Origin of the sequence: Candidatus Pelagibacter communis (assembly GCF_001179845.1) — a bacterium.
Classification (GTDB): Bacteria; Pseudomonadota; Alphaproteobacteria; order Pelagibacterales; family Pelagibacteraceae; genus Pelagibacter; species Pelagibacter ubique_Q.
On sequence record NZ_CVSB01000026.1, the window covers coordinates 55,072 to 67,517 of the forward strand.

The window sequence follows — 12,446 nt, forward strand, 5'->3', positions numbered from 1 at the left end:
TAGTGTTTAATCAAAAATTAACTAACGGAGATATAATGAAAAAGTTAAAAACAATTCTGTTTTCTGCGCTTTTAGCATTCGGCATGACTTCTTTTGCAAATGCTTGTGGAAAATTAGTTATAGCCGAACAAAACTGGGCATCTGCCGAGTTAATGGCAAACGTTGATAAAATCATTCTCGAAGAAGGATATGGATGTGACGTAGAATTAGTACCTGGTGCTACTATGCCAACATTTACATCTATGAATGATAAAGGAACACCTGACATGAACCCTGAACAATGGGCAAATGCAGTTTACACTCCTTTAAAAAAAGCGGTAAGCGAAAAAAGATTAATTATTGCTAATAAAGCTCCAATTACTGGTCTTGGAGAAGGTTGGTGGTTAAATCCAGCAGCTTTAGAAAAACACCCAGAACTTAAAGGAATGACAGCTGTTCAAATTTTAGAACGTCCAGACTTGTTTCCTGATAAAGAAGACCCGTCAAAAGGTGCTTTCATGGGATGTCCAGCGGGTTGGGGATGTCAATTAGCTAATGCAAATTTATACAGAGCATTTGAAATGGAAAAAAAAGGTTGGAAACTTATTGATCCAGGTTCAGCTGCAGGTTTAGATGGTTCAATTGCTAAAGCGTCAGATTCTGGTGAGCCGTGGTTTGGATATTATTGGAACCCTACATCAATGGTTGGAAAATATAATTTACAGCCAGTTGATTTTGGTGTTCCTTTTGCAGGTAGAGATAATTGGGACAATTGTATCACTCTTGCAGAACAAGATTGTGCAAATCCAAAGCCAACAGCTTGGACAAAATCTGAAGTAAACTCAATTGTAAGTGCTAACTTTGCTAAAACTGGTGGAAAAGATGTACTTAAATATGTTGAAAGTAGAACTTTCCCAGGCACAGTGATGAATGGAATGTTAGTTTATATGGCTGACAATCAAGCAAAAGGTTCTGATGCTGCTGTTGAGTTTTTAATAAAGCATGAGGATATTTGGACTAAGTGGGTATCTTCAGATGCTGCAAAAAAAATCAAAAAAAGTTTATAATTAACTTTTAATTACGAGCCTATTTAATATAGGCTCGTAAAGTTTAATATTTATGGAATTTTTTACTGAATTTCCAGAAATGGGAAGAAGATCCCAAATGGAGCTAAGAAAAGGTATCGACTTAGCTTTTAGAAATTTTTCAAAAGAATATGGAGACAATATAGAGGCATTTTTTGATCCATTATTATTTTTTTTAGTATCATTAGAAAAATTATTACTATCTACACCATGGATAATAATTATTGCAGTAATTTGTGGATTAGCATGGCTGGGTTCAAAAAGTTGGAAATTAGTTACAGGAAGTGCAATTGCTTTTTTATTAATTGGTTATTTTGGAATGTGGGAAGATTGTATGGCAACAGTTGCAATTATTACTGTATGTACAATCATTTGTATTGTTGTTGGTATTCCAATAGGAATTGTAATGGCTAGATCCTCTAGAGCAGAAAAAACAATACTTCCTATTTTGGATATGATGCAAACAATACCAAGTTTTGTTTATTTGATACCAATTTTAATGTTGTTAGGTATAGGAAAGGTTCCAGGATTAATCGCTGTTTGTGTTTATGCAGTTCCTCCAATTATTAGATTAACTAATTTAGGTATTAGAGAAGTAGATAAAGAGACTTTGGAGGCTAGTGAAGCTTTTGGAGCAACCACAACTCAAAAATTAAAATCTGTTCAAATTCCGCTAGCTTTACCGACTGTTTTTGCAGGTGTAAACCAGACCATAATGATGGCTTTAGCCATGGTGGTTATTGCTTCTATGATAGGTGTAAAAGGTCTTGGTGTACCAATATTAAGAGCTGTTTCTAACCAATATTTGGCTCTTGGTATGATGAATGGATTGGCAATAGTAGCTCTCGCAATTGTCTTTGATAGGGTAACTCAAGAATATGGGAGAAGGATTCAAAAGCATAGAGGTCAGATTAAATAGTTGATACTTTGATGCATCGAATTTTCTAGACTCATATTTCAAAATAAATAAAGATCTCCCCTATGAATTTTTCATTGGAAATAGGTCCTAAAACAGAGGTTGATACAGTTCCAGCATTGTCTGACGTTTACATTACTATGCTACCTGGAGGTGATTACAGAGAGACTGCTGATAAAGCGGTAGAGCTTGTAAAGAAAGGATTTAACCCTGTGCCTCATTTTCCTGCTAGATCAATGCATGATGAAAAAGAACTTAAAGATTATGTTTCTAGATGCAAAGATGGAGGAGTTAAGCAAGCTCTAATTATTGGTGGTGGCAGAGAGCCAGCAGGTAAGTTTGATAGTTCCTTTCAACTTTTAGAGACAGGTTATTTTGAAAAAATGAAAATAGGAATTGCTGGACATCCCGAGGGGAGTCCTGATATATCCGACTCAGATTTAGAAAAAGCTATGATAGATAAAAAGCCTTACGCTGATTATATTGTAACACAATGGTTACTTGATCCTCAGCCTATTATAGATTTTATTTCTAAGCAAAGCGTACCAGTGCATGTGGGAATTACTGGGCCATTAAAAATATCTAGCTTAATTAAATTTGCTAATATTGTTGGGGCAAAAAATTCCTTAAACTTTCTTAAATCTAATTTTACTAAGGCATTAGATTTACTGAAACCTAAAGACCCTAATGATTTAATTGGGAAAGTTAAATCGCACACTGATAACTTCCACATTTATACATTCGGCGGCTTGAAGGAAACTAACAAGTGGTTGAAGGAGAATAGTTATGTCTAATGAATTTGACTATACTAAACTAAAACATGTTACTTCTGTTGATCAATCTGACAGAGAAGTACCATATAACTTAAGACAAAGTGGGCCAACAAAAGTTGAAATGTTAATTTCAACAAGGGTAAGAAAATCACCTTATTGGCATTTATCAATGCAGGCTGGTTGTTGGAGAGCAACTGTATACAACAGAATCTATCACCCAAGAGGTTATGTAAAACCTGAAGATGGTGGAGCTATGGTTGAATACGATGCTATCGTTAACCATGTAACTATGTGGAACGTTGCTGTTGAAAGACAAATAAGAGTAAAAGGTCCTGATGCAGAAAAATTTACTGACTATGTAATAACTAGAGATGCAACAAAAATTTCTCCTATGCGTGCAAGATATGTAATTTTGTGTAATGCATACGGTGGAGTTTTAAATGATCCAATTCTTTTAAGAATTTCAGAAGATGAGTTTTGGTTTTCATTATCTGACTCTGATATTGGAATGTATTTACAAGGTGTTAATGCTGATGGAAGATTCAATTGTACTATTGAGGAAATTGATGTCAGTCCAGTTCAAATACAAGGACCTAAATCAAAAGCATTAATGAAAGATTTATGTGGCGATCAAGTTGATTTTGATAATATGCCTTTCTACGGCTTAGCAGCGGCTAAGGTTGGGGGAAGAGATGTTGTTATTTCTCAGTCCGGTTTCTCAGGTGAAGCTGGTTATGAAATTTATTTAAGAAATTCAACTTTGTACGCTGAAGATATGTGGAATGCTGTGCTTGCAGCTGGAAAAAAACATAGCTTGATGGTTATTGCTCCTGCTCACCATAGAAGAATTCAAGCGGGTATTCTTTCATGGGGACAAGACATGGATCAACAACACAATCCGTTCCAATGTAATTTAGGTTATCAAGTTTCTTTGTCTGGAAAAGGAGAATGGAACAAAACTGCAGATTATGTTGGTAAAGCTGCACTAGAAAAAATGAAAGAAGAATTAAAAGCAGGAAAAAAACCTTACAAACTTCAATTAGTTGGTATGGAATTAGGCGGTAAACCTATTGATAATTATGCACCTGACTTTTGGTTAGTTTCACCAGAAAGTGGCGGAGATCCAGTAGGATTTTTAACTTCACCTTGGTGGCATCCTGAGAAGAAAACAAACATTGCAATGGGATATGTTCCTTTTGACGGAACATTAAATGCAAATGGTTTTCCAAAAGGTAAAGTGGGAACTAAATATAAAGTTCATCTACCAGAACAATATTCAGAAACTCCAGGAACACCTGTAGATGCTGTTGTGGTGGATATTCCATTCAAAGAGTCTTTCAACGCAAATACAAGAGAAGTTGTAAAAGGCTAAAATTTACTATGGGGAGCTAATTTCAGCTCCCCTTTTAAATTCTAATGACCAAAAGTTTTCTAATAGCAGTTTGCATTATCATTGCTATTGCTTTAATAATATTTCCATTGATTGTTTCTTATAAAGCTCAAAAAAATAAAAATAAAAAAAATTAATGTTTGGTGAATTTTTAAATATAATTTTCAAGTCAATAAAATTAGATAAAACTCTTTATTCAGATAACAAAAATTTTGGCGAAGCTTCAATATACTTTGCTGGTATTATAATGATCCTAGATGGTATCGCTGGAGCTGTAGCAGCTAATACCATTATTAAAACGGCTATTGCAATGTCTGGTCTAACTGCGATAGTTACTTGGCTAATATGGGCGATCTTTATTTTTGTAATTGGAGTTAAACTATTTCCTGACAAACAAACTAAAGTTGCGTTCAAAAAAGTTTTAACAGCTGTTGGATTTGCACATGCCCCTGGATTATTAAGATTTTTTGCAGTTACTCCAGATTTAATGATACCAATAATTTTTCTTACACAGTTTTGGATTTTTGCAGGTTTAATAATTTCAACTAAACAAATATTGAGTTTAAAATCTAATTTTAAATCTTTTGGGATTGTACTTTTATCTTTTTTAATTATTGCATTTTTATCTATCTCATTTGTGATGAGTAGAATGAATATGCTTCCAGTAAGTCAAATCAGTTAAAGTGGAAATATAGTCTTAGATACTCTACAAGATTTACACAATTTAAACCCAGTAAGAATTAAATTTTGAGTAACGCTCTCGTCTTCTTCTTTACATTCATCACAAATATTGTTTAATTCTTCAGTATCTACCTTTAAATTTATTTCATCAATTTTATCAATCATTATCTGTCAAACCAGCACCTGCTGCACCTTCTTTTAAACTGTCACTCTCTTCTACAAAAGTTTCTTCGGATAATTTGTATAAATTATTCCATTCATTGTCTGTAAAGCTATCTTCATTTTCAAGTATACTAACCTCAACTTCATTGGCTATCTTAGGAAATTCTTGATCAATAAAATTTGAAAAAATATTTACATTTAGATTTAGTAGCATTTTTTTTTCATCTATTTTTACATTAATTTTTTTTCCAATAATTTCTGATGAACGACTTATGAAGGAAATAAAAATTATTGGATAAGCAACATTTTTAAACTCAATTTTTTTTAAATTTTCTAAAACATTTATTTGATCTAAAAAACTTACACCTAAAGTAATTGGACAGTAAGGATTATTCGATGAAGAGTTATTTTCACTAATTAAATTTAAATTTTCAAATTTACTTTTATTTTTTTGATTAAAATATTCATTAAGGTGCTTAATACCCGGTAAACTAAATAGCTCTAACAATCTTATACTTTTTCCCGTTTCCTCGGAAACTCCCCAAGAATATCCTGCTGCCTTTGAAGCTCTTTTAACAGTAGTTTCAATTTCACTCAGTGATTTCATTATTAAATATTGGTTTTATATACCCACTGCTCATCATAACTTTTTAACTCATTTGGAAGTGGAGCTCCTTGGAACATACAAATTCTTAACCATTTGTCAGATCGTGGATCAAATTTTAATGCCCCAAAAAAAGATAATTTTAATCTTAGCATATCAATTGGCATTAAATCTTTACCAATTGTATTATCTTGTATTTCTGAATAAGGAAATTTTTCTACAATGAATGCTCTTCTAACAACATGTCTTAGCTCAGAATTTGATGTTAAAAATTCAGCAATAGTTAAACTATTTTTTGAGACTAATAATTTATCATAAAGTTTTTTTATATCTCTTGCTATTGCTAATGGCTGTTCTAATTCTGATCCATGCTCCTCAAAACGATCAGCTAATCTAGGTTCCTCTTTATTTTTTGAAATAAACCAAAAGTTTTTATTATTTTCTTTTTCTTCAAAATTAATATCTAAAATGTTTGGATACTTTGCTTCAATGATATTACGCAATTCTTCAACTTTTCTATGAGTTGGAATATTAAAATATTTTTCTTCATCTGAGCTCATTTCTTTTACTAAAGGATTTACAATATTATTATAAGGTTCCATCATTATTGAAACAATGTATTCAATACATTCCTCGCAAGTATTGTCCTCTAACCATTGATAGATTTTGTTAAAAGGATATTCGATCTCAAAATTAAAATCTTTATTTATAAAGTTTAAAAATTTTTCAACATCTTTTAGTAATGATGTGATTTTTGTTTGCTGATATTCACTATCAGTATTCCAGCTTGTAATATTTTTTAAAGATTTTTTTACACAATCTATAAACAAATCACTATCTTGACTTTCTACATCTTTGATTTCTCTAATTTTCTTAAGTGCTTTTTCTCTACTTAAAATCCAATTATTTAATAGAGTTGGGTGATTGACTATAAATGGAGCCATGCCCAAGCCTGTAGAATTACCTATTCCCAAGTTTTTACAAATATTATCATCTAGCTTAACGGCTGTTTTTGGATTTTTGTGATAAGCAACATGATTAACTTGATCAAAAGTAAATTGTCTTACCAAATATACCAACATCATTTCTAATCTAAATGGACCATTAATTTCTTCACGATTTTTAATTCTAAATCGATCTGCAAGACCAAATTTACCCGAGCCATATACTGCTGTAGTCCTATATAAATAGCCTACTTTTGATAATAAGTTTAAATCTGGTTGCTGACCTTTGCTCAAACTTTCAACTACGTGATTATAAATTCTTACTGATTTGTTTGCTCTTGATAAGGTTAATTCTTTGTAAGAAAGCCTACCAACTTCTTGTTTTGGAACTTCATTTTTTAATCTTTCAATGTCTTTTTTTGTAGGAACACCATCATGTAATGTAAAAGCTGCATCCCATTTTGTAGCAATAACTCTGTCTGATCTTTCTTCATCTTTGATTTCATTTGCAAAACAAACTAAAGAATAAACTCTTTTATTTTTTTTAAATGAATAAACAGCTTCTCCAAAACCATTTTCATTTAAATTAAATAAATCTCTTTTATATTCCCACTCTTTAAATTCATTAAGAAAACTTCTTAAAAAAGATAATTTTGATTGATGAAAAGATCCTAGCCTTGATAATTTCATTATCGTGTTTGGGTCTCTTAATTCAACTTTCATAATTAAATCGATTTATAAAAATTGTACCAGTTATTTCCAAGTATTCCATGTGTCTCGGTATCTGAAAAACCTGCTTTTTTAAGACCTTTTTCAATATTTGAGAACCCTCTTGCATCAAGAAACCAATCAGGTTGTTTTGGAAAACCTGGTTTATTTTTCGAACCCTCACCATAATTTTTACTTTTAGACCAAGAACCATTTCTCATCCATTCAACAACAGTATCTGGATGATCTAAACAAAGATCTGATCCTATTCCTATTTTTTTTACATCCATTATTTCAGCAGTTTTTGCAACCATTTCACAAAAACTATCTAGAGTACAATTTGTATTATCTTTTAAGTGATGAGGGTATAATGACAAACCCAACATACCACCACTATCACTCAAAATTTTTAATAAATCTGAGGATTTGTTTCTTTTAGCTGGATGCCAAAAAGAAGGATTGGCATGAGTAATTGCAATTGGTTTTTCACTAAACTCAATTGCGTCTATAGTACTTTTTTCTGCAGAATGTGACATGTCAACCACAAGACCAACTCTATTCATTTCTCTTATAACTTCACGTCCAAAATTTGTAACTCCACTATCTACTTTTTCATAACAGCCTGTTGCTAGCAAAGATTGGTTATTATAAGTAAGTTGCATAAATCTACATCCTAATTCATGAACCTTTTCTACAAGATTTATGTCATCTTCAATTGGTGAACAGTTTTGAAAACCAAAAAATATTGCAGTTTTATTTTCTTTATTAGCTTTATCAATATCTTGGAAATTCTTACCAAGAAAAATTAAATCCGAATTTTCATGAAATAATTTTTCCCATTTTTTAATTTCAAGCTGTAATTCATCGAAATCTTCATGGTAGACAATGGTAACATGGACAGCGTCTAATCCAGCAGATCTATTGATCTCAAAGATTTTCCTAGACCAATTACAATATTGAAGATTATCAATTTTATAATTCATAGTATGCTTAACTCTAATCAATATGCATTTTAAATACTATTAATTTTATTGAAATTTTAAGTTAATTTTGAAATAAACAGATTGATCAATTTTCATGAAAAAAAATAGTAAATTAAAAGTTTCAATCATAATGGGAAGTCAATCTGACTATAAAGTAATGAAACTAGCCGAAAAAACCCTAAAAAAAATTGGAGTTTCATTTGAAACAAAAATTATATCTGCTCACAGAACACCACAAAGAATGTATGAATATGCTGCAAAAGTTGAACAAAATAATATAGGAGTAATAATTGCAGGTGCTGGAGGATCTGCTCATCTTCCAGGCATGATATCAGCACTTACACATGTACCAGTACTTGGTGTTCCTGTTGAAAGTAAAAAACTTAAAGGTTTAGATAGTTTGTTATCAATTGCACAAATGCCTAAAGGAATTCCTGTGGGAACGCTTGCTATAGGAGAAGATGGCGCCATTAATGCTGCTTTATTAGCTGCAGCAATAATTGCTAATAATAATTCAAATGTTCGAAAAAAACTTAAAAATTTTAGAGCATCACAAACTAAATCTGTAAAGAAATCTCCAAAATAAAATGTCAGAAATTACTCTTGGTATCATTGGGGGTGGTCAACTTGGAAGTATGCTTGCAATAGCGGCTAAAAAATTAAATGTTAAAACTGTTGTTTTTTGTGATGACATAGATGCGCCAGCACAAAACTTTTGCAATCAATTTGTTATAGGCAGTTATGATAATAAAGAAAAAATATCAGAATTTATAAATCAAGTTGATTTAGTAACTTATGAATTTGAAAATATTCCATTCGAAACATTAAATGAAATAAACAAATTTAAACCTGTTTTGCCAAAGCCTTCCGTTAACAGATTAATTCAACATCGATTGGCTGAAAAAGATTTTGTTAATAAGTTAAATATTAGAACAACAAGATATGTTTCGATTGAAAAAAAATCTGACATAGATGCTTTAGAAGATTTTTTACCAGGAATATTAAAAACAACAACACTTGGTTATGATGGCAAAGGTCAATATCCAATTAAATCAGGTGATGAACTTAATTCATTGAATATTGATTTTTCAAAAGGATATATTCTTGAAAAACTTGTGAAATTAAAAAAAGAGATTTCAATTATAATCACAAGGTTTAGTAATAATAAATATGAAATTTATGAACCAATAGAAAACACTCACGAAGATCAAATTTTAAAATATTCAAAAATACCTGCTGAAATTAATGAAAAAATTTTTAATCAATCTAAAGATTGGGCAATGCTAATAGCTGAAGAACTAAAATATGTTGGAACTTTGTGTGTAGAATTTTTTATTGATAGAAATGATAATCTTTATGTTAATGAGATTGCTCCAAGAGTACATAATTCAGGACATCTAACAATAAATGCTTTTAATGTGAGTCAATTTGAAAATCATATTAGAGCTGTATGTGGTTTAGAACAAATCCCTTTAAAAAAAATATCTAATGCTAAAATGATGAATTTGCTTGGTGATCAAATTACTCATTATAGAAACATGCAAAAGTTTAGTGATAATGAATTTTTCTTTGATTATTTAAAAAAAGATATAAAAGAAAAAAGAAAAATGGGTCATATCACAACTTTAGTATAAATGTTAAAATCAATAGAAGGTAATTTTGATAATCCAGAAGTTAATGAACTTCTAACTAAACATTTTGTTGAGCTTAGAGCCGCTTCACCGGAAGGAAGTGCTCACGTCCTAGATATTCCAGGTTTAAAAGTGCCATCAATTAAATTTTGGAGCTTGTGGGATGATGAAAAACTAATCGGTTGTGGTGCTTTAAAATTTTTAGATAAAGAACATGGGGAATTTAAGTCAATAAGAATTCACGACAATTTTAGAAAGCAAGGCCAAGGAATTAATGTAATCAATCATTTAATTAAAGAAGCTAAAAAGCTTAAAATAAAAAGATTAAGTATCGAAACAGGAGCGGGTGATTTTTTTATACCAGCAAGAAAACTTTTCAAAAAAACTGGTTTTACAGTATGCGAGCCATTTGCACACTATAAAGAAGACATCAATTCTGTTTATTTAACTAAGCTTATTGATGATAGATAAAAATTATTTTTTAATTGTTTATCTATTTTGTTGACAAAACCCAATAAAATCTAAAGAAAGCCAATATTACTTAATTATAAGTAATAATTAAACATAACAAAAAGTAAGAAGAAAAATATGAGTCTACAAGGTAAAGTAAAGTGGTTCAATCCAACCAAAGGTTTTGGTTTTATTGAAAGAGAAGATAAAGAAAAAGATGTGTTTGTACATGTTTCAGCGGTAAGAGATGCTGGTATGAACGGTTTAGATGAGGGTCAAGCTTTGACTTTCGATGTTGAAGATGGTCCTAAAGGTCCTTCAGCAGTTAACTTAAAAACTGCATAATTTCACAACTTCCTATTGGCTGAAAAATTTATTTAAATTTAATTAATTTATAATTCAGCCAATACCTTATTTAATAACAACCTTTAAACACAATTATTAATTATAGAATAAAGTAAAAAAATTAATAAATTAATCAAAATTATGATTGGAATTTTAGGTGGAATGGGAACTCAAGCTGGACTTGATTTTTGTAACAAGCTTGCGGTTCTGAATAGAGGAAAAATTGATCAAGAGTATCCATTATTTTTACTTTATAATAAATCAAATATTCCTGGCAGACCTGAGTCTATAGGCTCTCAAACTAAAAATCTTTCAAACAAATCTACAAATAAAACAAGTAGAGCAAAATATAATAAAGTTTTAAAGAGTTTGCTTAAAGGTTGTAAACTTCTAGAAAAGAATAAATGTAAATTTATAGTAATACCTTGCAATACGGCGCATTATTGGTTCGATGATTTACAAAATAAAATCAATATTCCAATAATCAACATGCCGAAAGAGGTTTTCAAATTTACAAAAAAAAAATGTAAGAAAAACTCCAAAGTTGGTCTATTAGCAACTGAGGGCACTCTTAAAACTAGAGTTTATAAAAAATTTTTTGAAAAAGATTATCAATTAATAGAGCCATCTCAAAAAATACAAAAATTTTCTGTTAATAAAGCAATTAAATTAGTAAAAATGGGTAATGTAAAGTCAGCAGCAAAAGCAATTAAACCTGCAATTGACTCCTTAATTAAAATGAAATGTAAAAAAATTATTTTAGGTTGTACAGAGCTCCCTATTGCGATTTTTGCATTTAAATCATTTAAAAATGTTAAATCCTCAAAAGTTTTCTTAGATCCTAACTTAATTTTGGCTAATTCAGCTATGGTTAAGCATAAAAATTAGTTTATGTCTAACAAGACTGAAAAGCCATATGTGTTGAGAGCTGCTGAGTTTGTTTATTCAAATATAATAGAAATTAAAAAACAAAATCCTGAAATCAATAATATACAAGCTTTTGAAATTTTTATGACTACTAAAGAATATGACATTTTATGTTCTGGAGAATTTCATGATAAATGGTTTTTAGAACTTAAGAATAATAAATTTATTGACCAAATAACTAAAAAAAAAATTAATGAAGAAACTTTAAGACTTTTAGAACTTCAAAAAGATTCCATGGTTAAATTTTTAATGAAGATACCAAAGCTTTATTATACTAAGAGTCATTTTCCACTAGAAATTTCACAGAGAGCTTTTGATCACTTGTGGAGAGTTTGTGAAAGCTATGAAATGTGGTGCAAAGAAACTGATCAAGAAAATTTGATATATCTAAATATTATTGAGTAGTATTATTTATATAGAGTAATGATCTAGTAACTTCTATTCGTTTTTTAATTAATTTTTGTAAATTTTGATTATCTAATTTTTGTCTAGTCATTTTAATTCTTGTTTCAACTAATTGTCTTAAGTCTTCATCAAACGAATTTTTTTGAATTTTATTTTCTATTTCTTCTTTAACCAACGTTTCTTTAATTAAAGTTAAAGAATTTTTTCCAGTTTCTTTTTCTATATGTTGATTAATAATGAAGTGAGCACTAGCTTTATAGATATTACCTGAGGTAATTGCTGTCACGCTTGGACCAACTATTGAAAGAATAGGTACAAAACCCGTCAAAAAGAAAAAAGATAGTATAACTGTTAAAATTCTTAATAGTCTAAACCTCATAGTTGAACAATAGGTGATTTGATATTTCATATCTATATTTAATTTGTTCATTATAGGTGTTGATTTATTTGATTTTACTTAATT

Annotated in this window: 16 protein-coding genes; 11 read left to right on the top strand and 5 right to left on the bottom strand. The window is 30.2% G+C overall.

The window, feature by feature from the left end; genetic code table 11:
- The first annotated feature begins 35 nt into the window (after positions 1 to 35).
- The 5 genes from AMN81_RS01705 (at position 36) to AMN81_RS01725 (ending at position 4,825) form a co-directional block, all read left to right on the top strand.
- Positions 36 to 1,046: a glycine betaine ABC transporter substrate-binding protein gene (locus AMN81_RS01705; RefSeq protein WP_072090413.1), complete on the top strand. Its 1,011-nt coding sequence runs from the start codon at positions 36 to 38 to the stop codon at positions 1,044 to 1,046.
- Positions 1,047 to 1,098: 52 nt separating this feature from the next.
- Positions 1,099 to 1,983 carry an ABC transporter permease gene (locus tag AMN81_RS01710; RefSeq protein WP_072090414.1) on the top strand — a complete coding sequence of 295 codons (885 nt, stop codon included), beginning with the start codon at positions 1,099 to 1,101 and terminating at the stop codon, positions 1,981 to 1,983.
- A 62-nt stretch (positions 1,984 to 2,045) separates the two neighbouring features.
- Positions 2,046 to 2,774 (top strand): methylenetetrahydrofolate reductase, encoded by a 729-nt coding sequence (locus tag AMN81_RS01715; RefSeq protein ID WP_072090415.1) that lies wholly within the window; start codon positions 2,046 to 2,048, stop codon positions 2,772 to 2,774.
- Entirely contained in the window at positions 2,767 to 4,125 is a 1,359-nt protein-coding gene (locus AMN81_RS01720; protein WP_072090416.1) for an aminomethyltransferase family protein, read from the top strand. The genes AMN81_RS01715 and AMN81_RS01720 overlap by 8 nt, the downstream gene beginning before the upstream one ends.
- Before the next feature lie 154 nt (positions 4,126 to 4,279).
- On the top strand, positions 4,280 to 4,825 hold the full coding sequence (locus AMN81_RS01725) for a hypothetical protein (protein WP_072090417.1): 546 nt from the start codon (positions 4,280 to 4,282) through the stop codon (positions 4,823 to 4,825).
- Here AMN81_RS01725 and AMN81_RS06365 read toward each other — a convergent pair.
- The 4 genes from AMN81_RS06365 to AMN81_RS01740 are packed head-to-tail and all read right to left on the bottom strand — an operon-like array spanning position 4,822 to position 8,225.
- Positions 4,822 to 4,989, bottom strand: a complete 168-nt coding sequence (locus tag AMN81_RS06365) for a hypothetical protein (RefSeq protein ID WP_179850555.1) — start codon at positions 4,987 to 4,989, stop codon at positions 4,822 to 4,824. The two genes, AMN81_RS01725 and AMN81_RS06365, sit on opposite strands and share 4 nt — an antisense overlap.
- On the bottom strand, positions 4,982 to 5,593 hold the full coding sequence (locus AMN81_RS01730; RefSeq protein ID WP_072090418.1) for a DUF3726 domain-containing protein: 612 nt from the start codon (positions 5,591 to 5,593) through the stop codon (positions 4,982 to 4,984). The genes AMN81_RS06365 and AMN81_RS01730 overlap by 8 nt, the downstream gene beginning before the upstream one ends.
- A 2-nt stretch (positions 5,594 to 5,595) precedes the next feature.
- On the bottom strand, positions 5,596 to 7,257 hold the full coding sequence (locus tag AMN81_RS01735) for a hypothetical protein (RefSeq protein ID WP_072090419.1): 1,662 nt from the start codon (positions 7,255 to 7,257) through the stop codon (positions 5,596 to 5,598).
- A gap of 2 nt (positions 7,258 to 7,259) precedes the next feature.
- On the bottom strand, positions 7,260 to 8,225 hold the full coding sequence (locus AMN81_RS01740) for a membrane dipeptidase (protein WP_072090420.1): 966 nt from the start codon (positions 8,223 to 8,225) through the stop codon (positions 7,260 to 7,262).
- Positions 8,226 to 8,319: 94 nt separating this feature from the next.
- Between AMN81_RS01740 and purE the strand changes: the two genes are divergently transcribed.
- The 6 genes from purE (at position 8,320) to AMN81_RS01770 (ending at position 11,983) form a co-directional block, all read left to right on the top strand.
- On the top strand, positions 8,320 to 8,811 hold the full coding sequence (gene purE / locus AMN81_RS01745) for a 5-(carboxyamino)imidazole ribonucleotide mutase (RefSeq protein ID WP_072090421.1): 492 nt from the start codon (positions 8,320 to 8,322) through the stop codon (positions 8,809 to 8,811).
- A gap of 1 nt (position 8,812) precedes the next feature.
- Complete coding sequence (locus AMN81_RS01750; protein ID WP_072090422.1) at positions 8,813 to 9,859, top strand: 5-(carboxyamino)imidazole ribonucleotide synthase; 1,047 nt, start codon at positions 8,813 to 8,815, stop codon at positions 9,857 to 9,859.
- Entirely contained in the window at positions 9,860 to 10,327 is a 468-nt protein-coding gene (locus AMN81_RS01755; protein WP_072090423.1) for a GNAT family N-acetyltransferase, read from the top strand. It begins immediately after the preceding gene.
- Positions 10,328 to 10,444: 117 nt separating this feature from the next.
- Positions 10,445 to 10,651 (top strand): cold-shock protein, encoded by a 207-nt coding sequence (locus AMN81_RS01760; protein WP_008545539.1) that lies wholly within the window; start codon positions 10,445 to 10,447, stop codon positions 10,649 to 10,651.
- A gap of 141 nt (positions 10,652 to 10,792) precedes the next feature.
- Complete coding sequence (locus AMN81_RS01765) at positions 10,793 to 11,539, top strand: aspartate/glutamate racemase family protein (protein WP_072090424.1); 747 nt, start codon at positions 10,793 to 10,795, stop codon at positions 11,537 to 11,539.
- Between the two features lie 3 nt (positions 11,540 to 11,542).
- Positions 11,543 to 11,983 carry a hypothetical protein gene (locus AMN81_RS01770; protein WP_072090425.1) on the top strand — a complete coding sequence of 147 codons (441 nt, stop codon included), beginning with the start codon at positions 11,543 to 11,545 and terminating at the stop codon, positions 11,981 to 11,983.
- Here the strand turns inward: AMN81_RS01770 and AMN81_RS01775 are convergent.
- Positions 11,973 to 12,413 carry a hypothetical protein gene (locus AMN81_RS01775; protein WP_072090426.1) on the bottom strand — a complete coding sequence of 147 codons (441 nt, stop codon included), beginning with the start codon at positions 12,411 to 12,413 and terminating at the stop codon, positions 11,973 to 11,975. The genes AMN81_RS01770 and AMN81_RS01775 overlap by 11 nt on opposite strands.
- Between the last annotated feature and the right edge of the window lie 33 nt (positions 12,414 to 12,446).

Excerpts from the sequence above, each read along its gene's own strand:
- purE (WP_072090421.1), top strand. The coding sequence starts at position 8,320 with ATGAAAAAAAATAGTAAATTAAAAGTTTCAATCATAATGGGAAGTCAA.
- AMN81_RS01770 (WP_072090425.1), top strand. The coding sequence starts at position 11,543 with ATGTCTAACAAGACTGAAAAGCCATATGTGTTGAGAGCTGCTGAGTTT.
- AMN81_RS01710 (WP_072090414.1), top strand. The coding sequence starts at position 1,099 with ATGGAATTTTTTACTGAATTTCCAGAAATGGGAAGAAGATCCCAAATG.
- AMN81_RS01705 (WP_072090413.1), top strand. The coding sequence starts at position 36 with ATGAAAAAGTTAAAAACAATTCTGTTTTCTGCGCTTTTAGCATTCGGC.
- AMN81_RS06365 (WP_179850555.1), bottom strand. The coding sequence starts at position 4,989 with ATGATTGATAAAATTGATGAAATAAATTTAAAGGTAGATACTGAAGAA.
- AMN81_RS01725 (WP_072090417.1), top strand. The coding sequence starts at position 4,280 with ATGTTTGGTGAATTTTTAAATATAATTTTCAAGTCAATAAAATTAGAT.
- AMN81_RS01740 (WP_072090420.1), bottom strand. The coding sequence starts at position 8,225 with ATGAATTATAAAATTGATAATCTTCAATATTGTAATTGGTCTAGGAAA.
- AMN81_RS01775 (WP_072090426.1), bottom strand. The coding sequence starts at position 12,413 with ATGAACAAATTAAATATAGATATGAAATATCAAATCACCTATTGTTCA.
- AMN81_RS01720 (WP_072090416.1), top strand. The coding sequence starts at position 2,767 with ATGTCTAATGAATTTGACTATACTAAACTAAAACATGTTACTTCTGTT.
- AMN81_RS01735 (WP_072090419.1), bottom strand. The coding sequence starts at position 7,257 with ATGAAAGTTGAATTAAGAGACCCAAACACGATAATGAAATTATCAAGG.
- AMN81_RS01730 (WP_072090418.1), bottom strand. The coding sequence starts at position 5,593 with ATGAAATCACTGAGTGAAATTGAAACTACTGTTAAAAGAGCTTCAAAG.
- AMN81_RS01755 (WP_072090423.1), top strand. The coding sequence starts at position 9,860 with ATGTTAAAATCAATAGAAGGTAATTTTGATAATCCAGAAGTTAATGAA.
- AMN81_RS01715 (WP_072090415.1), top strand. The coding sequence starts at position 2,046 with ATGAATTTTTCATTGGAAATAGGTCCTAAAACAGAGGTTGATACAGTT.
- AMN81_RS01760 (WP_008545539.1), top strand. The coding sequence starts at position 10,445 with ATGAGTCTACAAGGTAAAGTAAAGTGGTTCAATCCAACCAAAGGTTTT.
- AMN81_RS01765 (WP_072090424.1), top strand. The coding sequence starts at position 10,793 with ATGATTGGAATTTTAGGTGGAATGGGAACTCAAGCTGGACTTGATTTT.
- AMN81_RS01750 (WP_072090422.1), top strand. The coding sequence starts at position 8,813 with ATGTCAGAAATTACTCTTGGTATCATTGGGGGTGGTCAACTTGGAAGT.